Below are 15,104 nucleotides of genomic sequence, written 5' to 3'. Positions count from 1 at the left end.
GCGGCTGGTGCGGGAGCGATCGGCGGAATCGGCGGCGGCGGTGCAATGGGCGGTGCTGGCGGTGGCACGAGCACCGGTGCGGCCAATGCCGGCGCCTTCCCCGGCGGTGGCGGCGGCGGCGGTGCGGGCACCAACCCCGGCACCGTTGGTGGCGCCGGCCTCGTCCTTCTCGATTTCTGACCGGGAACCGCAAACATGTTTTGGGCGCTGATTGTCAACGGCGCGGTGCGGGAAATTACCGACACCGACCCGACCGGCCGGTTCCACGCCTCGTTGCAGTGGCAACTCTGCGACGCGGCGGTGCAACCCGGCGACGTGCGCACCGCCGGGGGCTTTACGGCGCCTCCGCAAACCGACGTGAAGGCGGGCCAAAGGGTCACCACGCCCTACGAATTCCGCCGCAGGTTTACCTTGCAGGAGCGCGGCGCCATCACCTTGGCGGCCTCGCGCAGCCTGGAGGCCGGTGAGCCAAACTTGCAGGTGTGGCTTGACGATCTCAACAGCGCCACCGTGCTGGAGCTTGACGGCGGGCCGTTGGCGGATGGGCTGGCCCTGCTGGTCGCCGCGCGCCTGCTGACCCAGGAGCGCCGGGCGGAAATCCTGGCATGAGCGATGGGTTCGCGGCGCCTGGCGCTGAGGCGCCGGCCGTGCTGCCGGGCGCCTTCTTGCTGGCCGCGCTGGCATCGCGCCCGATGCGCACGGCGGGGGCACAGCCCGTGGCCGTCGTGCTGCTGTTCGAGGTCGACGCGAAAGGGTTCGAATGAGCGACGGGTTCGCCGCGCCCGGCACGGTTGCCCCGGCGGTCCTGCCGGCGGCATTCGTCACACCGCAGGGCGTGGTGGTGCTGCGCTTTGGCAGTGCAACGTGGATTTCCAGCACCGCTGACGATCCGCCGAACACGCCCTACCCCGCCCGCCTGCTGGGTGACGTCGAGGTATCGCAATCGGCGGTGGACGCCCTGTTTATCGGCGGCCGCATGGCGCTGGGGGTGGCCGATATCGCCCTGTTCGACGCCGATGGTGCCGCCGACACCGCTATTCGCTACGGTATTGCCGATGGCCGCAACGTGGTGATTCGCGTTGCCGCCGCCACCACCCCGAACGCCAGCAACGTGGGCACAGCCCTGGGCTCGGCTGCGGTGGCGTTTCGGGGGATTGTGCGCGCGGTCAATGCCGCCGATGGCCAGTCGTCCCGCCTGTCGGTGGTGGACCTGGCCGAGGCCCTGGTGACCCCGCTGCAACTCGCCCGCTACACCGGCGGCGGTGGGTTGGAGGGCGAGGCCAGTCTGAAGGACCGCCCCAAGCCGATCGCCTTCGGTCGGGCGTTCAACGTCGGGCCGGTGTTCCTCGGCAACGTGAACCTGGGCGACGGATCGTTGCCGACGTTCCAATCACACTGGCGGGCGATCGCTGCGCATGACGCGGTGCGCATCCGCGGCGCCGTGCAAACCGCCGTGCTGGTGGCCCCCACGGTGGGGCAATATCGCGACTGGCCGGCCTCCGGCGTGTTTCAGTTGGGCAGCTCGCCTGATGGCCCGGTCACCGCTGATGTGCGCGGCGACGCGGTGCCGGTCTACGTCTCCACCACCTCAGCGATCCTGCGCCGCCTGGTGCAATCGCTCGGCCCGCTCCTGGCCGATGGCGCAATTGAAACCGACAGCTTCGGCTTTGCTGACGGCGATTTGGCCGGTGAAATCGGCTGGTATCGCGGCGCCGAGGAAATCAGCGCATCGGACGCCGTGCAACAGATCCTCGCTGGCTCCGGCGCGGTGCTGGCAGGCGGACGGGCCGGCGCGCTGCGCCTGTTCGACCCGCTGGCGGTGGCGGCCGAACAATTCGCATTGCCCGCCCCCTGGATCATCGGCCTGCAACCCCTGTCGCTGCCGGCCGGCATGCGCCCCCTGCCGCGCGCCGTGACGGTGGACTGGCGACGCAACTGGACGCGGCTGACCGACGTGCCGGGCAGCCTTGCCACCGCCGACCGGGCGCAGCTCCAGGGTGCCAATTCCGGCCCGGCGCGGTCAGAGAGCGCCGTCATCACCGGCCGCGTCGCACAGCAGCGCGAATTGCGCTTGCCTGGCCTGTATTGGGCCGAGGCGGACGCACTGGCCCGGGCGGCGAAATACCGCGCGTGGTTCGAGCTGGGGCCGCGGCTGTTTGAGGTCTCCACCGACCGCTACCTCGGCCAGATCGAAAGCGGCGATATCGGCCGGATCACCTATCCCGCCTTCGGCCTCGACGCCGGGGTTCGGGTTTGCGTGGTGGGGTGGCGCGAACAGCTCGGCGCGCGCCGCCTGTGGCTCACCGTTGTTACCCTGCCCGAATTTTAACAGCCGGAGGTCCAAGCATGGCGGGTGCGTTTTTGTGGGACGACCGGGTGAGGTCGGCCGGGCTGTCGGTGCTCGCCGGCACGGTGGCCGCCTCGCTGCCACTGTCCAATCTGGTCGATGCCCAGCCACGCCAGCGTGCCCGTTTACTGGGCTCGGCCGCGTCGCTGCTGATTGATTTCAGCGTCGACACCGCGGTGGATGCGATCGCGCTGGTGTCGACCACGCTGCGCAGCACAGACACGGTTCGAACCCGCGTGGGCGCGCTGGAAGGGTTGGTCGAGGCCGCGCCGACGTTCGACCTCAACCTCACCGCGCCGGCAACGCTGGTGACCCCGGCAGGGTGGGCGTTCAACCGAGCCTCACTCGGGTGGGATTTCGACGCGACGGGTAACCTGGAGCAGGCGGCAATCGACGTGGCGCGGTTTGACTTCGACCCTGCGACCCTGGCCTGTCGCGGGCTGTTGCTGGAGGAGGCGCGCGCCAACGCCGTGCGCAACCCGCGCGCCGAGGGTGGTACGTCTGGCGTGATCGGCAGCGGTGGCGTGGTGCCGACGAATTGGGTGGTCGATGCGTTGGCGGGAATAACGGTCACCTATAACGGTGTGGTGTCCGAAAATGGCATGCCGTGCGCCGAATTTCGTTTTGCGGGTACGGCCACCGGCAATCTCGGGGTGGGCGCCGATACGTGGGTGGGCTCGTACACCACCACCTCGGTGGCATCATCGGTGTTCTGCCGTAGGGTCGCGGGTAGTCTTACCAACACCACCTGCCGGATGGACAGCTACGGTTCCGGCGGCGTCTTCACGAACGGTAGTACTACGTTCGTGCCGACTGCGGGGGCGATTGCCACCCAACGGTATGCAACTGTCGGTACGGCAACCACCCCCGCGTCGGGCTTCCGCACAGCGGTTAGGTTGTCCTTCGCCGGTGCGGTGGATGTCACGTTGCGATTTGCGGTGTTCCAGCAGGAAGCCGGCCCGTCCCCCTCCAGCCCGATCCTGCCGCCAGTCGGCGTGCCGGGCGCCACCACCCGCGCCGCCGACCAAACGCGAATCACCGGCCAGCCAATCGGCGCGGCCACGCTGCTGATCTACTGCGAGGGGCAGGCGGGACTAAATACCATGGTTCCCGGAGGCTATGGCCCTAACAACGATTTCAACAATTCGTCGTATTTCACCATTGATGCCGCCGGCTTGGGTGCCTGGATTTGTATTTCCGGCGGCTCGTCTCTGTCACGGACGATTGCCGGGGCCGTCGGTGCCGGCGGTATTTTTGCCGGCGGGTGCAGTGCCGCTGGCATCGCGTTTGCCCGTAACGGCACACTGTCAACCCAGGTTAGTGCCTTCGTGGTGCCGTCGGCGATGGACCGGCTATCGCTCGGCGGCAGCCCTTGGGGCAATGCGTCGGCGATTGGGATTGCAACGGGTGTCGGGGTCTACCAGCGGTGGGCGTTGTACCCCTCCCGCCTGCTCGACGGCCAAGTTGGCGCGTTGGGTGCCACCGGCACCACCTTGGTTGCCGCGGCGCTGGCGCACGACAGTGGCGTGGTTGCGGCCGACACCAACGATGCGGCGCAGGGTAACGTCGTCACGCTGCTGTCCGCCCCCGCCGTGGGGCGGTATATGCGGGTCGATCTGGCGGCAGCCTCGGCCACCGCGATTGATGTCGGTCGCTTGGTGGCGGGGCCGCTGTGGCGGGTGTCGCGGGCGTTGTCGTACGGCGTGCAGGAGGGGCGGGAAATCCTTGACCAGCGCGACCGCAACCCGCTGACCGGCGCCGAATTCCCCCGCCCCGCGCTGGCCAATCCGCGTTTCACGCGCTTCAGCCTGGCGGTGCTCAGTAGCGCCGAAATACGCGCCCAGCACCGCACCATGCTCGCGGCGTTGGCCGGCGCTGGCGAGGCCCTGTGGGTGCCCGAAACCACTTTGACGCGGGCCGAAATGAACCAGCGGAGCCTGTGGGGAGCCATCGCATCCCCGGGCGAGGAAGCCGCCGCCATGCGCGACACGCCGGCGGGCAATGCGCGCGTGTTCCGCATTGTCGAGAGGGTCTAGGAGATGCCAATGCCCAAAATCGAGCCGGTCATCACGTATGGCAATATACTGACAATGATCTCGCTGGTGTTGATGCTGGCGGCTGGCTGGGCGACGCTGCGCAGCGATCAGGCGGCATTCCAGTCCGGCATGCTGGCGCGCAACGAAGACCGCGATCGCCGCGTGCTGGCGCTTGAAATCGCGCGCATCCGTGACGACCAGCAAACAGCGGAAACCCGCGTCGCCCTGGCCGACCGGCTCGCGTCGATGGAGGCGGCGATCCGGCAACTCACGATGGCGCTCGCCGCGCGCATCCCGCCCGCACGGAACCAGTAGAAATAAAGGACCAGTCCAATGCCAGCCGGTAACATCATTCCCTACACGATCAACATGACCGATCCCGTTGTTTCCGGCGGGATTGACTTGGACAGCGACACGATCGTCTGCGTGCTGCTCTCGTCCGGCTATACGCCCAACCGGACGGGACACAGCCTCTGGTCGGATGTGTCGGCGCAGCAGGTCACCGGCTCCGGCTACACTGCCGGCGGCGTGGTGCTGGCGAACAGCACGATGACGCACAGTGCAGGCACCGGTAAATGGGACGCCGATGACGTGTCGTGGGCCGCGTCCACGATCACCGCGAAGTATCTGGTCTTCGTCCGCCGGGCCGGCGGCGCGTTGGTCAATGGCGACCTGCTGATCGCCTACCTCGACCTTGAAACCGCAGGCGGCTCGGTCAGCAGCACTGCGGCGACGTTCGCGGCCAACTGGCACGCCACGAACGGGATTATGGGCCTCACCAGCAACGCCTCGTAGGAGCGCGCCATGGCCCCCGATTACCCCGCCCTGGCCGCGCTGATGGCGACGCAGCCCTACGCTGGTTTGACCAATGCCGAAGCTGCCGCGGCGCTGCGGGCCGCGACGGTGCCGGTAACGGTGGCTGTGCCTTGGCGAGATATCCGTGCGGTCGCACAGTCTGCGGGGGATTGGGCCTTCATCGTCGCGCGGTCGCGCCAGGTGGCGACGCTGCCGGTGGCGACGTTCGCCGACGCTGCCATTGTCGCTGCCACTCACGCATCGACAATGGAGGGCGGCCAGACCATCGCTGCCGATGACAGCGCCGGGTGGGCGACGTTCCTGCAAGGGCTCGGCGTGTTGGTGGCTGCCGGAGATGTCACTCTGGCCACGTCCGATGCGGTCAAGGCCCTGCGCACCGCGAAAATTGCGCCGGCCTCTCAACTCGGCTGGCCGCAAGTGACAGAACACGACGTAGCGCACGCGCGGAGGCTGTGACATGCCGGTAACAAAAGCTCGTTCGACCCTCTAAAGCAGCGCGAGCAACAGCGCCGGCGGCACCACGACGGGAAGCTGGGTGGACGTGTCCGGCTCCTACGCCGTCTCGGTTCCGTTCCTTTTCACCAACGGGGGCACCGGGCCGACGATCAATTGCCGGATGCGCGTCCAGGCCGCGACGGATGGCAGCGGCGCGGGGGCGTTGACGGTCGCGACGGTTTTTGGCGCCTACGGCAACTCCGCTGTGGCAGAGGGCTCGATAGACCTGCCGCCCGGCGTGCAGTTCATCCGCACCGTTTTCGACAGCAACACCGGCCAGGCGGTGACGGTGGCGGCGGTGGCCGAGCGCGTCACCGGCGTTTAGCGTCATGTCTGTTATCCGCCCCATCGGCCCGCTGTATCGGTTGCGTCGCGGGCATCGGCTGGCCGAGGGCCTGCGGTTTCTGACGATATTCGGCCCGCCGTTCGGCCTTGGCCGCGACCTGGTGACGGGCACTGATGTCGTGCCGAATACCGGCGCCCCGACAGTTTCGGGGCTGGCCGAGGGTGCGGGGTATGACGGCACCGGCACGGGGACGGGTGCCGATGTCGCCAGTCCGGGCGATCTGCACGACGTGGTGGGCGATATCACGGTCGCTTGCCGGGCTTTCATCCGCAGCACAGGCAGCGCCGGGTTCGTGTTCGGCCGTATCCGCGACAACGGCGGATCGAATACCCCATGGTCGCTGCAATTTTCGAACCCGACCACCGGCAGGCTTGGGCTGGGTCGAGCTGATTCGGGGTTCCGGTTGTGGCAATCCGCCACCGCGGGCATTGTGACCACGCGCCCAGCGACTTACGCCGTGACCCAAAGCGGCGGCCTCCAAATCACGCCGCTGTTCTACTTCGATGGCGTTTTAGAAGCGGGTTCGGCGACGAGCGAATACGGCGGCAGCGCGACGGGAAACGCATCAGCGAGCTTCCAGACGGTTACGCGCATTGGCCGGCGCGCCGATGGCGCGAGTGGGCTGGACGGTGTTCTGGCCGTCGGTGCGGTTGCGTCTCGGGTGTGGTCCGCTGATGAGGTTTCCGAGTTCCACGCGGCGCCGTATGCGCTGATCGAGGACTACCATCCGACTGCGTATTGGTGGATGCGGGGGGCTGATGCCTCCGTTCCGTTCACCGCCTCTCCCGGTCCTGCCGCGCTCGCCTGGGCGGGTCAGGCGGCGTCGGTTTCCGCTGGCGTCGTGGCGTCGCCCGGCGCTGGGGCTCTTGCCTGGAGCGGTCAGGCGGCGAGCGTCGCGGCGGCAGTGTCCGTCGCCCCCGGCCCTGCCGCGCTGGCGTGGGCTGGGCAGGCCGGCACAGTCGCCGCCGGCGTGGCTGTCGCCCCAGGCGCGGCAACGATCACACTGGCAGGACAGCAGCCGGTCATTGCCGTGGGCGTTGTGGCCTCGCCCGGCGCGGGGGCGCTCGCCTGGGCCGGACAGCAGGCCAGCGTTGCGATCAGCGGCAGCGTTGCAGCCGCGCCGGGCGCTGCGGCGTTGGCCTGGCAGGGGCACGCGGCGTCGGTTTCGGCTGGCGTTGTCGTATCTCCCGGTGCCGCGGCGCTGGTGTGGCAGGGGCAGGCTGCCAACACAGGCGCGCCTATCCCGGTCGCAGTGCCCCCGGCAGCGCGCACCTACACCGTTCCGGCGGCGCCTCGGCGCTACATCGTCCCGGCGGTGGCGCGCCGCTACACCGTCAAGCCTCAGGGATAGTCGCAATGACCACCATGATCGAGCTGGCCAAGCAGCACCCCGGCGCTGTGCTCGACCATGCCGTGAGCTTCGGCACATGGCTGGCCGGTGACACGCTGGAGTCGCCGCCGGCGGTCGTGGTGAGTGCCGGTCTGACGCTCACCCCCGCCGGCAAGCCCGCCCCCGCGATCAGCGGCAGCGACGTGGTGTTCTGGCTGGGCGGCGGCACCAGCGGCACGACCTATAACGTGCAGGTGACGATCACCACGGCGGCCGGGCGCGTCCAGCCGCAGGATTGCCAGATCACCATCCTCGACCTCACCCCATGATCCCGCCATTCCTGATCGGCCCGTTGGCTGGTGCGGCCGGCGTGGCGCTGGCGGGGGCGGCGTTTTTCGGCTGGCTCCACCTGATCCACGACCCCGCCGTGCGCCGGGCCCAGGTGGCGGAGATCGCCGCCGTCGTGTCCACGCAGCGCATCGCCGACGCCGCCGCCGCCAGTGCGGCGCTGGAAGCGCAGGCGGCCACCACGGCGGCGCAGGTCGCTGCCCTCAACCGAACCCGCCGGAGCATCGCCAATGCCGCGCCGTCTGCCTGCCTGGTGGCTCCTGACGCTCTGCGCGCTGCCGTCCTGCGCGAGCCCCGGCCCGCCGGTTCTGCTGCGCCCTGAAGTTCCAGCGTCGCTGCTGGTCTGTGCCGCCGCGCCGCCGGAGCCGAACCTCGACGCGCCGGGGTGGGACCGCACGCTGGCGCTGTGGATAGTGGACCTCGCCGCCGCCGGTGATGACTGCCGCAGCCGGCTCGCCCGGGTAAAGGATTTGGTGACCCATGAGTGACCCCGCCGTTTCGCCGCCCGGCTCGTGGAAATACCGCCGCCGCATTGTCTACGGCACGCTCTTATATTGCGCTGTCGCCGTTCCCGCGCTGACCGTCTGGCGGCCCGATGCGCCGCTGGTGGCACAGGTCGTCATGGCGTTGGTCGGCCTCGCCACCACCGTGATCGTCACCTACGCGCTCGGCGCGGTCTGGGACGACAAGAACGCCAGGAGCGCCAAGCAATGAACCTCACCCTCACCCGCCGCGCATCGGCCAACGGCTGGACCCTCGGCGCGCTGGCGGTCGACAACGTCCACCAGTGCTGGACCTGCGAGGATGTGGTGCCGCCCGATGGGGTTAAAATCCCTGGCCGCACCGCCATCCCGGCCGGCCTCTATCAGGTGGTGATCACCTGGTCGAACCGGTTCCAGCGCGACCTGCCGCTGCTGGTCGATGTGCCCGGCTTTGTCGGCATCCGCATCCATAGCGGCAACAAGGCGGACGATACCGAGGGCTGCATCCTGCCGGGCCAGGCGCACACCGCCGGCGGGGTCACCGGCTCCCGGCTGGCGTTCGCCCCGCTGTTCGACACGCTGCAGGACGCCATCGGCCGCGGCGACGTGATCGGGATCGACATCATCGACGCCCCATTCGTCGAGGCCCCATGACCAGAAAGCCCCGCTCCTATCGCATTGTCGAGCCCGACGGCACGGTGCACACAATGCGCGCGCTCGGCGCATCGGAGCCGGCCGCTAGTTGGCCGCACGCCGCCCGCATCGAGCGCATGGACGTGCCGCAACCGGCGCTGATCGACAGCGACAACGATGCGTGACGCCATGGTCGGCGGCAGCGCCGGCACCCTGGCGCAGTTGGCGCAGTTGGCGCCGGGCTTTCACCGGCTCCGCCCCCGTGCTCCGACTCATCGAGGGCTCTGGGGTTTTGATGCCCCTTCCGCACTGGCCACCGCCGCGAACAGCGTAGACGCTCAACCGGAGCGCGGAACCAAGCGCACTATGCACGCCGAAGCGTCATACAAACAAGCCGCGTGACCGCCATGTTGATAAAATTCGGCAATTTTCGGAAACTGTTGCGCCGCAGTTTGAGATGATGACGCTTGACGTCATGGTCGGCGGCAAAAGGGCGCGGTGAGCCTCACCCTGGCCTGCATCCTGCTGGCGATCGACCTCGCCCGCACCGTTGACGGCCTGGCCGGCTGGTGGAACACCCACCAGCCGGCCTTGCGCGTTCTGGCACCGGAGGAACGCGCCGCGGCGATCACCGCCAAGGATGCCCGCAAAGCCGTCCTGCTGGCCCCGCCGCCGCCACCCCGAGGCAGCGCCCCGCCCGAAGCCGTCGCGCCCTGGACCCCCGCCGAGGCCAACCGCCACGCCGGCCGGCTGCTGTAGCCGATCAGATCGCGTGCTGTGCCGCCGCCGCGAAAAAAACCGTGCGCGCGTTTTCGGTGTCGATGGCCCCGAAAACCCGGCATGAAGTGCCGCTTGTTGCCGGGATGCCAGAAAAAACCACCAACGAAAACAACGCCCGCGCTGGGAAGCTGTGTGTTGGTAAGGGAGAGGTCGACAGTTCAATCCTGTCGTGCAGCACCATTCTTTACAATCACTTAGCCGCCTCGGCGGTTTTTGTTTTCGGGGCCAGCGAACCCGATAACGCGGCGGCGGCGCGGCGCAGGTAGTCGGGCGAATGCTTGCCGTAGACCGTCTCCACCATTTTTTCCGTCATCCCGGCGAAGCGCGCGACCTCGCCGGGTGGCACGCCGGCGATCACCATCCAGGTGCAGGCGGTGTGGCGCAGGATGTGCGGGGTGACGCCGGGCAGCTCGGCGCGGGCGGCGGCGGCCATGAAGCCGGTTTTGATGCTGGCGACGGGGCGGCCGGCGTGTTCGATCACCGCCGCGCAGGTCGCGCCGGCGCGGGCTTCAGTGAGGTAGGGGCGCAGGGCGTCGGCGATCGGCACCACGGCGCGGCGCTTGTTGCCGGTGCCGGCGCCCAGGTAAATCAGGCCGGCGTGCAGGTCCACCTGCGGCCAGGTGAGGGCCAGCACGGCGCCGGAGCGCGCGGCGGTGTAGAGGCCGAGTGCGACGAACAGGCGTACATGCGGCATCAGGCAGGCGGCGATGAGGCGGCCGGCTTCCTCGCGCGACAGCCATCGCGCGCGCGGCGGGGTGGCGCGCGGCGCCTCGACGGTGGGGATGCTGGCGATCCAGCGTTGCCCGGCGGCCCATTTGAGCGCGGCGCGCAGGGTGACGATCTCGCGGGCTATCGTGCCGTCGGCGGTGGGTTTGCGGCGGCGGGCGTCGGCGGGCCCCACCTGGTGGCCCTCGGCGCGGCGCTGGCGGGCGTAGAGGCGCGAGCGCGCGACGGTGAGGTGATCGGGGGCGAGGTCGCCGAGGTGGCGGCGCAGCGCAGCGCAGGCGTAGCGCAGGGTGGGATGGGCGGCGACGCGGCCGAGCTTGTCGGCCAGGTAGCCGTCGAGGATGGCGGAGATCGTCGGCTGGGCAGGCGGTGCGGGCTCTAGCGTGCCGGCGACGAATTGGGCGAGGAACCGCTCCGCTTCGCGGCGATCCGTTGTCCGTGCTGAAACGCGGTGCCAGCCCGCGCTCCACCAGCGGACATAGAAACGACCTGCGCGCTCGGCGAGGCGGTAGCGGGGCTGGGCAAGGCGGGGGCGTGCCATTGGCGGGCCTCATAGGCGTCGATGTCGATCTGGCGAATGCGGATCAGGGTGCCGACCCGAATGTGGCCGAGTTCGCCCGCCTCGATCAAGCCGTAGACGTGCCGGGTGCTGACCTGCCAGCGCGCGGCAACTTGCGCGGGGCGCAGGGCGTAGGGGGTGTCAGGCATCGGGCGCGTCGATGTTGTGCTGGGCGACGGTGAAGTTCAGCGCAACGACATAGGCTGGCGCGCCTTCGATCATTGCCGCCTCAGCGTCGGTATAATGCAGCCGCGGCACGCGCACGTCGGTGACAGTCAGGGTCAAGCGCGAGGCCCAACGGGGCATGTGAGTGGATGGGCGCTTCTTAATGTGCGAAGCCAGCCACTCGTCGGATAGGCTGATCCGCTTGGCTATCTGGTGCACCCTCAACAGATGATCGGCGGCGGCGTCAGCGTCAGCTGCGTAGACCGCGCTCTGGTGATCGCCGTCGTCGGTCAGATAATGCGCTTCCCGCACCCATAGCCGGTCGCCGGGCACGTATCCGACGTTGACAGTGGGGTGGCACATTCTGTCGTCGCGCGTCCACCAGCACCAGCGGCCGCTCATTCCGCGCGGATTGGCTGCGGTACGCTGCTGTCCGCAGTAGGCGTCGAAATACGGCGCTGGGTGCAGTTCCTTCCCAATGTTCATGGGGCTGACCGCGTCCATGGCCGGCTGTGGCGGCATGGGTGTTGGCAGCAGCCGCAGCGTCTGCGTTTGATTGCCTGCGAGCAGCGCCAGGATCATCGGAGCGGGGAAGATCATGGGGCGGTCAGGCATTGGGCACCTCCTGGCTGTCGCGGAATGCCTCCCGCATTTCCTCCAGGACCTCGCTGAGGTTGTGGACGATAACTTTTTTCTGGGATCGCCGCTTCGGGTTTAGTCCAATCCAGCCGATTGCGGTGCGCATCTCAGAAACGCTGCCGGGGTCCTTGCTGCTGAACCCGGTGTCGATCCGCTTGAGCATCCCCTGAACTCGGGGCGACATGGCCGGAATGTCCAGCGTCAGCCAAGCGTGCCACTGGCCGACAATATAGGCGCGGTCTGGCGCGTTGGCGCTGATCCAGCGTAGCGCCGCGGCAGCGCGTAATGGGGCGACGCCCCGGTCTTTGGCGGATGTTCCGCTCGCGTTCAAAATCGCATGCAGCGGGTCGCGCATACTGCGCAACACCGCTTGCACCTCAAAGGCGGTTGGGCCGACATGGCGGCCATTTAGGAGCCGGTGTATAAAGGTAGCTGGGTCAACAATTCGGCTATCCTCCCGGAGATCGTCGCGCAATGTGCGGTTGTATCCGTGATCCAAAACACCGAACGTATCGTCTTGTTGCTCCACGAATACCATCATCCATTGCGAAATGTTCAGTTCTATAATTGCCAGGAGGCGATGTTGTCCGTCGATAAGGTTCGTTGAAGAAAATGCAATTCCCTGATGCGTCGCGCGCCAATGGTTTGCGCGCATGATCGCCGCATACAATGCGACGACGGGGCGGCGGATGCGGCGATTAATGTTGTTGTATGTAAGCCACTCCCGCGCCATGTCGGGCGTAACTAGGACCAAGCGGCCTGTCACTGGAGTATATTGCGCGAGGTTTATGCTATTCGGGATTGTCATTCTGTGGTGTCCTTGACGGCTGCCGCCTGAACGTCGGCAGAGGTATTCGCCTCGTCGGCACCGGATTGCAGGCGCGCGATCTCGCGGTCGAGATACCAGCGCGCCTTCATCAAATCCTCGACCGCATCAGCCTTCAGGGCGGCCCGCCAGATGTATTTTACGGCATTGCCGAGGCAAAAGCCCATGTGCTCGGTGATCTGGATGCACTCCACGCCGCTGGCGTGCTGCGTGTAGTGCCGCGGGTGGTTGACCGGATCGTGGCTCATGCCCCCGTCTCCTGTTTCAGCGTGGCGCGGGTATCGCCCCGACGGCCGTACGGCTGCACGCTGGCGCCGGCCGCAACATGCGGCGACTGCCCTTTGAAAATGCGCGGCAGCGCGCGGCTGAACATCACTACCTCAGCGGCATCTGCGCGCTTCGTCGCTGCAACCAGCGCGGCAACGGCCACGTCGTAGGGGACGCCTGCCTTGATCGCCTTGTTCAGATGCCAACGATCTTTGAGCGAGCACCACCGGACCACGGCCTCGTGATGTGCCGCGCGCAATGCTGCCGGCAGCAAATCAAAGCACGCCAGTTGGTCGCCTCTGAACTCAGAATTTTGGGCGACCCCGGCGTTTTGGCCCTGGCGCTTGCTCATGCCCCCGGCTCCACCGTCGCGGTGATTAGGGGCGCGGCTGGGAGGGGTGGAATTCTGGCTGTGATGATCGCTGAGAGGCGGCGACCTCTGGAAGTCGCCTCGATCTTCAAGTCGCGATCATCAAAACTGCTGTCGCCGCGGATAATCCAACTGCCGTCGCAATAGAACACGACCGCAGCCCGCACCTGCACCGTCTCGCCCGGCGGCCGCGGTGCGTGGTGGAATTGCATTCGGTCCACGGCGTTTTTCAGCACCCCCCACGCCCTGTAGGCTGATGCCGGCTGTTTCATGCGATCCGGCTGATAATCCAATATTTCACGCGCTGCCTGTGCCACCTGGCGCAGGGCGTCTAGTTCGGTCATGTCCCCTGGCTCCACCGTGGCGGCTGCTTGCTTGAACATCTGGCCGAGTTTATCGCCCAGCTCGACGGGAGGCATGCGCCCCGCCCTATCGTGAGTGAGGATCTGGCGTATCAATTTGGCCTCCGCCTCAGTCGCGGCGCGGCGGCTGTGGTGTGACGCGGGAATGCTCTCGTCCTGGAGCCACCAACGATGGTCGCCGTCCGGGGTTGTGGCCACGATGAATTCGGTCATGCGGAGGACCCCTCCTGGGGTTTGGTTGGGGGTTGCGGGGACAGTAGGCCGGCGATGATGCGGCCGTGGCGGAGGCGGCGGGCGAGGTCTTCCTCGTCGGTCATTTCGTTCATCAGTGCCTTGTTGGTTTTGGTCGCGCGCGTGAGGGCCTCGCGGAGGCTGCCGACGAGGTGGGCGGTGGTGCGCAGCGTGGTCTCCAGTCGGGCTGCGCTGTTGGCGTGCAGGCCGAGTAACGCTGCGTGGAGGATGAGCGCGCTGGCGATGTGGGGGTGGTCGGGTGCTACCTCGTGCGCCATGGCGAGCAGGCGCTGGGAATGGTCGCCCAGCATGGCTTCGAGGGTGTCTGCTGTTTCGGTCATCAGTGCTGGCTCGGCAGGGGTGTCAGTTCGCCGCGGCTGGCCTCTGCGGCGGTTTGCTCGATCTGTCGTAATATCATGGATGGATCAAGCCCGTTGCCGATCATCGTCGCGACGGCGCTTTTGGCGACGCTCAGGGTAATTGAGGGGTGCAGGTCGCTAGGTGTGTGGCGACAAATCTCGCGCAGTGTGTGCATCATCTTGCTCGTCGCGTCGGTAACGATCACACGCTCGGCGGCGGTTAGTTTTGTCATCGTGCGGTCTCCTGACTGGCGATCGCGCTGGTGGCGTAGGGGGAGGCGTGGAGGGTCCAGATGTAGACGCCGGACAGCGAAAGGAGGGCGGCCAGGATGGCGGCGGTGGCCCAGCCGGACTGGGCAGGCCGGTGCGGCTGGTGGCGGCTCCAGGCTGCGGGGTTGGGCGGTGGCGGGAAATGCGGCGGCGGCGGGGCGATGGAGCGGTGCACCGCGGTGCGCGGGTTGGGGGCTTCGTCGCGCTGGTGGAACGGGAGCAGGGTCATGTGCGCGCCCCCGCCACGATCCAGACGATGGCGGGCACGAGGGAAATGACGGCGGCAATGGCGTTGGCAAGGAGCACGAACGGCATTGCGCCGAGATCGCGCCGGGTGAGCCGGATCGTGCCGCTGAGGATATCGGCTGTTGCCCATTTCAGCAGCGTCAGGAATGTTGCGATGCAGAGCAGGGCGGGTAACAGATGAAACAGCGGGTGCATCACAGATCCTCCAGCTCGGCAATGTCGGTTCGTACCCGGGCGATCTGGTCGCGCAAAGTGGCGTCGGCGACGGTGCCCACGTAGCCAAATCGGGAGCGGAGCAAGTCGAGCCGCTGGTACAGGTTTCGCAGCGCGTCGCGATGGCCCTGCAATAATGCTTCGCGGAGCGGGGCGGTCAGCAGTGGTGATGGGGCGCGGTGGGGCGCTTGGCTGTTGAGGATGTCCATGGTGGGCTTCCTACGTGCTGCGGCCCGCCGGAGTGCTGCCCCGGCGGCG

The 15,104-nt window shown here is 67.7% G+C and carries 28 protein-coding genes and 1 pseudogene; 16 read left to right on the top strand and 13 right to left on the bottom strand.

The window, feature by feature from the left end; genetic code table 11:
• The 16 genes from ACESL8_RS11015 to ACESL8_RS10940 all read left to right on the top strand — a co-directional run.
• On the top strand, positions 1 to 180 hold a 180-nt coding region (locus ACESL8_RS11015; protein WP_372918771.1), incomplete at its 5' end, for a hypothetical protein.
• A 15-nt stretch (positions 181 to 195) separates the two neighbouring features.
• The gene (locus ACESL8_RS11010) at positions 196 to 609 is read left to right on the top strand and encodes a hypothetical protein (RefSeq protein WP_372918769.1); all 414 of its coding nucleotides are present in this window, start codon (positions 196 to 198) and stop codon (positions 607 to 609) included.
• Positions 606 to 764 (top strand): hypothetical protein, encoded by a 159-nt coding sequence (locus tag ACESL8_RS11005; RefSeq protein WP_372918767.1) that lies wholly within the window; start codon positions 606 to 608, stop codon positions 762 to 764. Before ACESL8_RS11010 ends, ACESL8_RS11005 begins: the two co-directional genes overlap by 4 nt.
• Complete coding sequence (locus ACESL8_RS11000; protein ID WP_372918765.1) at positions 761 to 2,329, top strand: hypothetical protein; 1,569 nt, start codon at positions 761 to 763, stop codon at positions 2,327 to 2,329. The genes ACESL8_RS11005 and ACESL8_RS11000 overlap by 4 nt, the downstream gene beginning before the upstream one ends.
• Positions 2,330 to 2,346: 17 nt before the next feature.
• Positions 2,347 to 4,383 carry a hypothetical protein gene (locus ACESL8_RS10995; protein ID WP_372918762.1) on the top strand — a complete coding sequence of 679 codons (2,037 nt, stop codon included), beginning with the start codon at positions 2,347 to 2,349 and terminating at the stop codon, positions 4,381 to 4,383.
• Positions 4,384 to 4,437: 54 nt separating this feature from the next.
• A complete protein-coding gene (locus ACESL8_RS10990) occupies positions 4,438 to 4,698 on the top strand; it encodes a hypothetical protein (protein ID WP_372918760.1) in 261 nt (86 codons plus the stop codon).
• Positions 4,699 to 4,752: 54 nt separating this feature from the next.
• Complete coding sequence (locus tag ACESL8_RS10985) at positions 4,753 to 5,178, top strand: hypothetical protein (RefSeq protein WP_372918758.1); 426 nt, start codon at positions 4,753 to 4,755, stop codon at positions 5,176 to 5,178.
• 9 nt (positions 5,179 to 5,187) lie between these two features.
• Positions 5,188 to 5,655 carry a hypothetical protein gene (locus ACESL8_RS10980; protein WP_372918756.1) on the top strand — a complete coding sequence of 156 codons (468 nt, stop codon included), beginning with the start codon at positions 5,188 to 5,190 and terminating at the stop codon, positions 5,653 to 5,655.
• Positions 5,656 to 5,734: 79 nt separating this feature from the next.
• Positions 5,735 to 6,019 carry a hypothetical protein gene (locus ACESL8_RS10975; protein ID WP_372918753.1) on the top strand — a complete coding sequence of 95 codons (285 nt, stop codon included), beginning with the start codon at positions 5,735 to 5,737 and terminating at the stop codon, positions 6,017 to 6,019.
• 4 nt (positions 6,020 to 6,023) lie between these two features.
• The gene (locus ACESL8_RS10970; protein ID WP_372918751.1) at positions 6,024 to 7,391 is read left to right on the top strand and encodes a hypothetical protein; all 1,368 of its coding nucleotides are present in this window, start codon (positions 6,024 to 6,026) and stop codon (positions 7,389 to 7,391) included.
• A gap of 5 nt (positions 7,392 to 7,396) precedes the next feature.
• Entirely contained in the window at positions 7,397 to 7,699 is a 303-nt protein-coding gene (locus ACESL8_RS10965) for a hypothetical protein (RefSeq protein ID WP_372918749.1), read from the top strand.
• Positions 7,696 to 8,040, top strand: a complete 345-nt coding sequence (locus ACESL8_RS10960) for a hypothetical protein (protein WP_372918747.1) — start codon at positions 7,696 to 7,698, stop codon at positions 8,038 to 8,040. The genes ACESL8_RS10965 and ACESL8_RS10960 overlap by 4 nt, the downstream gene beginning before the upstream one ends.
• A 158-nt stretch (positions 8,041 to 8,198) precedes the next feature.
• Positions 8,199 to 8,432: a hypothetical protein gene (locus ACESL8_RS10955; RefSeq protein ID WP_372918745.1), complete on the top strand. Its 234-nt coding sequence runs from the start codon at positions 8,199 to 8,201 to the stop codon at positions 8,430 to 8,432.
• Positions 8,429 to 8,854, top strand: a complete 426-nt coding sequence (locus tag ACESL8_RS10950) for a DUF5675 family protein (protein WP_372918743.1) — start codon at positions 8,429 to 8,431, stop codon at positions 8,852 to 8,854. Before ACESL8_RS10955 ends, ACESL8_RS10950 begins: the two co-directional genes overlap by 4 nt.
• Positions 8,851 to 9,018 carry a hypothetical protein gene (locus tag ACESL8_RS10945; protein WP_372918741.1) on the top strand — a complete coding sequence of 56 codons (168 nt, stop codon included), beginning with the start codon at positions 8,851 to 8,853 and terminating at the stop codon, positions 9,016 to 9,018. Before ACESL8_RS10950 ends, ACESL8_RS10945 begins: the two co-directional genes overlap by 4 nt.
• Before the next feature lie 313 nt (positions 9,019 to 9,331).
• Positions 9,332 to 9,592, top strand: a complete 261-nt coding sequence (locus ACESL8_RS10940; protein ID WP_372918739.1) for a hypothetical protein — start codon at positions 9,332 to 9,334, stop codon at positions 9,590 to 9,592.
• Between the two features lie 4 nt (positions 9,593 to 9,596).
• Here the strand turns inward: ACESL8_RS10940 and ACESL8_RS10935 are convergent, their stop codons facing one another.
• From ACESL8_RS10935 to ACESL8_RS10875, 13 genes and pseudogenes are all read right to left on the bottom strand, one after another.
• Positions 9,597 to 9,794 (bottom strand): hypothetical protein, encoded by a 198-nt coding sequence (locus ACESL8_RS10935; RefSeq protein WP_372918737.1) that lies wholly within the window; start codon positions 9,792 to 9,794, stop codon positions 9,597 to 9,599.
• Positions 9,795 to 9,803: 9 nt separating this feature from the next.
• Positions 9,804 to 10,880: a tyrosine-type recombinase/integrase gene (locus tag ACESL8_RS10930; protein ID WP_372918735.1), complete on the bottom strand. Its 1,077-nt coding sequence runs from the start codon at positions 10,878 to 10,880 to the stop codon at positions 9,804 to 9,806.
• Between the two features lie 14 nt (positions 10,881 to 10,894).
• Positions 10,895 to 11,047, bottom strand: a pseudogene (locus ACESL8_RS10925) (helix-turn-helix domain-containing protein); the annotation flags it as partial.
• Complete coding sequence (locus ACESL8_RS10920) at positions 11,040 to 11,678, bottom strand: hypothetical protein (RefSeq protein ID WP_372918733.1); 639 nt, start codon at positions 11,676 to 11,678, stop codon at positions 11,040 to 11,042. The gene ACESL8_RS10920 and the pseudogene ACESL8_RS10925, both read right to left, overlap by 8 nt.
• Complete coding sequence (locus ACESL8_RS10915; RefSeq protein ID WP_372918731.1) at positions 11,671 to 12,510, bottom strand: hypothetical protein; 840 nt, start codon at positions 12,508 to 12,510, stop codon at positions 11,671 to 11,673. The genes ACESL8_RS10920 and ACESL8_RS10915 overlap by 8 nt, the downstream gene beginning before the upstream one ends.
• Positions 12,507 to 12,776, bottom strand: coding sequence for a DUF3310 domain-containing protein (locus ACESL8_RS10910; protein ID WP_372918729.1), 270 nt, complete (start codon positions 12,774 to 12,776; stop codon positions 12,507 to 12,509). Before ACESL8_RS10910 ends, ACESL8_RS10915 begins: the two co-directional genes overlap by 4 nt.
• Positions 12,773 to 13,147 carry a hypothetical protein gene (locus ACESL8_RS10905; protein WP_372918727.1) on the bottom strand — a complete coding sequence of 125 codons (375 nt, stop codon included), beginning with the start codon at positions 13,145 to 13,147 and terminating at the stop codon, positions 12,773 to 12,775. Before ACESL8_RS10905 ends, ACESL8_RS10910 begins: the two co-directional genes overlap by 4 nt.
• Positions 13,144 to 13,740 (bottom strand): hypothetical protein, encoded by a 597-nt coding sequence (locus ACESL8_RS10900; RefSeq protein WP_372918725.1) that lies wholly within the window; start codon positions 13,738 to 13,740, stop codon positions 13,144 to 13,146. Before ACESL8_RS10900 ends, ACESL8_RS10905 begins: the two co-directional genes overlap by 4 nt.
• Positions 13,737 to 14,099, bottom strand: coding sequence for a hypothetical protein (locus ACESL8_RS10895; RefSeq protein ID WP_372918723.1), 363 nt, complete (start codon positions 14,097 to 14,099; stop codon positions 13,737 to 13,739). Before ACESL8_RS10895 ends, ACESL8_RS10900 begins: the two co-directional genes overlap by 4 nt.
• Positions 14,099 to 14,350, bottom strand: coding sequence for a hypothetical protein (locus tag ACESL8_RS10890; RefSeq protein WP_372918721.1), 252 nt, complete (start codon positions 14,348 to 14,350; stop codon positions 14,099 to 14,101). The genes ACESL8_RS10895 and ACESL8_RS10890 overlap by 1 nt, the downstream gene beginning before the upstream one ends.
• Complete coding sequence (locus tag ACESL8_RS10885) at positions 14,347 to 14,616, bottom strand: hypothetical protein (RefSeq protein WP_372918719.1); 270 nt, start codon at positions 14,614 to 14,616, stop codon at positions 14,347 to 14,349. Before ACESL8_RS10885 ends, ACESL8_RS10890 begins: the two co-directional genes overlap by 4 nt.
• The gene (locus ACESL8_RS10880; RefSeq protein ID WP_372918717.1) at positions 14,613 to 14,828 is read right to left on the bottom strand and encodes a hypothetical protein; all 216 of its coding nucleotides are present in this window, start codon (positions 14,826 to 14,828) and stop codon (positions 14,613 to 14,615) included. The genes ACESL8_RS10885 and ACESL8_RS10880 overlap by 4 nt, the downstream gene beginning before the upstream one ends.
• Complete coding sequence (locus ACESL8_RS10875; protein WP_372918715.1) at positions 14,828 to 15,055, bottom strand: hypothetical protein; 228 nt, start codon at positions 15,053 to 15,055, stop codon at positions 14,828 to 14,830. Before ACESL8_RS10875 ends, ACESL8_RS10880 begins: the two co-directional genes overlap by 1 nt.
• Between the last annotated feature and the right edge of the window lie 49 nt (positions 15,056 to 15,104).

Origin of the sequence: Sandarakinorhabdus sp., from assembly GCF_041689835.1 — a bacterium.
GTDB lineage: Bacteria > Pseudomonadota > Alphaproteobacteria > Sphingomonadales > Sphingomonadaceae > Sandarakinorhabdus.
This window is presented reverse-complemented; position numbering and strand designations above follow the sequence as displayed.

What these genes read in the sequence shown, in the direction of transcription:
- ACESL8_RS10900 (WP_372918725.1), bottom strand. Translation starts at nt 13,740, where the DNA reads ATGACCGAATTCATCGTGGCCACAACCCCGGACGGCGACCATCGTTGG.
- ACESL8_RS10965 (WP_372918749.1), top strand. Translation starts at nt 7,397, where the DNA reads ATGACCACCATGATCGAGCTGGCCAAGCAGCACCCCGGCGCTGTGCTC.
- ACESL8_RS10960 (WP_372918747.1), top strand. Translation starts at nt 7,696, where the DNA reads ATGATCCCGCCATTCCTGATCGGCCCGTTGGCTGGTGCGGCCGGCGTG.
- ACESL8_RS10890 (WP_372918721.1), bottom strand. Translation starts at nt 14,350, where the DNA reads ATGACAAAACTAACCGCCGCCGAGCGTGTGATCGTTACCGACGCGACG.
- ACESL8_RS10985 (WP_372918758.1), top strand. Translation starts at nt 4,753, where the DNA reads ATGACCGATCCCGTTGTTTCCGGCGGGATTGACTTGGACAGCGACACG.
- ACESL8_RS10980 (WP_372918756.1), top strand. Translation starts at nt 5,188, where the DNA reads ATGGCCCCCGATTACCCCGCCCTGGCCGCGCTGATGGCGACGCAGCCC.
- ACESL8_RS10990 (WP_372918760.1), top strand. Translation starts at nt 4,438, where the DNA reads ATGATCTCGCTGGTGTTGATGCTGGCGGCTGGCTGGGCGACGCTGCGC.
- ACESL8_RS10910 (WP_372918729.1), bottom strand. Translation starts at nt 12,776, where the DNA reads ATGAGCCACGATCCGGTCAACCACCCGCGGCACTACACGCAGCACGCC.
- ACESL8_RS10885 (WP_372918719.1), bottom strand. Translation starts at nt 14,616, where the DNA reads ATGACCCTGCTCCCGTTCCACCAGCGCGACGAAGCCCCCAACCCGCGC.
- ACESL8_RS11010 (WP_372918769.1), top strand. Translation starts at nt 196, where the DNA reads ATGTTTTGGGCGCTGATTGTCAACGGCGCGGTGCGGGAAATTACCGAC.
- ACESL8_RS10935 (WP_372918737.1), bottom strand. Translation starts at nt 9,794, where the DNA reads ATGGTGCTGCACGACAGGATTGAACTGTCGACCTCTCCCTTACCAACA.
- ACESL8_RS10930 (WP_372918735.1), bottom strand. Translation starts at nt 10,880, where the DNA reads ATGGCACGCCCCCGCCTTGCCCAGCCCCGCTACCGCCTCGCCGAGCGC.
- ACESL8_RS10955 (WP_372918745.1), top strand. Translation starts at nt 8,199, where the DNA reads ATGAGTGACCCCGCCGTTTCGCCGCCCGGCTCGTGGAAATACCGCCGC.
- ACESL8_RS10945 (WP_372918741.1), top strand. Translation starts at nt 8,851, where the DNA reads ATGACCAGAAAGCCCCGCTCCTATCGCATTGTCGAGCCCGACGGCACG.
- ACESL8_RS10905 (WP_372918727.1), bottom strand. Translation starts at nt 13,147, where the DNA reads ATGAGCAAGCGCCAGGGCCAAAACGCCGGGGTCGCCCAAAATTCTGAG.
- ACESL8_RS10950 (WP_372918743.1), top strand. Translation starts at nt 8,429, where the DNA reads ATGAACCTCACCCTCACCCGCCGCGCATCGGCCAACGGCTGGACCCTC.
- ACESL8_RS10995 (WP_372918762.1), top strand. Translation starts at nt 2,347, where the DNA reads ATGGCGGGTGCGTTTTTGTGGGACGACCGGGTGAGGTCGGCCGGGCTG.
- ACESL8_RS11000 (WP_372918765.1), top strand. Translation starts at nt 761, where the DNA reads ATGAGCGACGGGTTCGCCGCGCCCGGCACGGTTGCCCCGGCGGTCCTG.
- ACESL8_RS11005 (WP_372918767.1), top strand. Translation starts at nt 606, where the DNA reads ATGAGCGATGGGTTCGCGGCGCCTGGCGCTGAGGCGCCGGCCGTGCTG.
- ACESL8_RS10920 (WP_372918733.1), bottom strand. Translation starts at nt 11,678, where the DNA reads ATGCCTGACCGCCCCATGATCTTCCCCGCTCCGATGATCCTGGCGCTG.
- ACESL8_RS10880 (WP_372918717.1), bottom strand. Translation starts at nt 14,828, where the DNA reads ATGCACCCGCTGTTTCATCTGTTACCCGCCCTGCTCTGCATCGCAACA.
- ACESL8_RS10895 (WP_372918723.1), bottom strand. Translation starts at nt 14,099, where the DNA reads ATGACCGAAACAGCAGACACCCTCGAAGCCATGCTGGGCGACCATTCC.
- ACESL8_RS10970 (WP_372918751.1), top strand. Translation starts at nt 6,024, where the DNA reads ATGTCTGTTATCCGCCCCATCGGCCCGCTGTATCGGTTGCGTCGCGGG.
- ACESL8_RS10875 (WP_372918715.1), bottom strand. Translation starts at nt 15,055, where the DNA reads ATGGACATCCTCAACAGCCAAGCGCCCCACCGCGCCCCATCACCACTG.
- ACESL8_RS10915 (WP_372918731.1), bottom strand. Translation starts at nt 12,510, where the DNA reads ATGACAATCCCGAATAGCATAAACCTCGCGCAATATACTCCAGTGACA.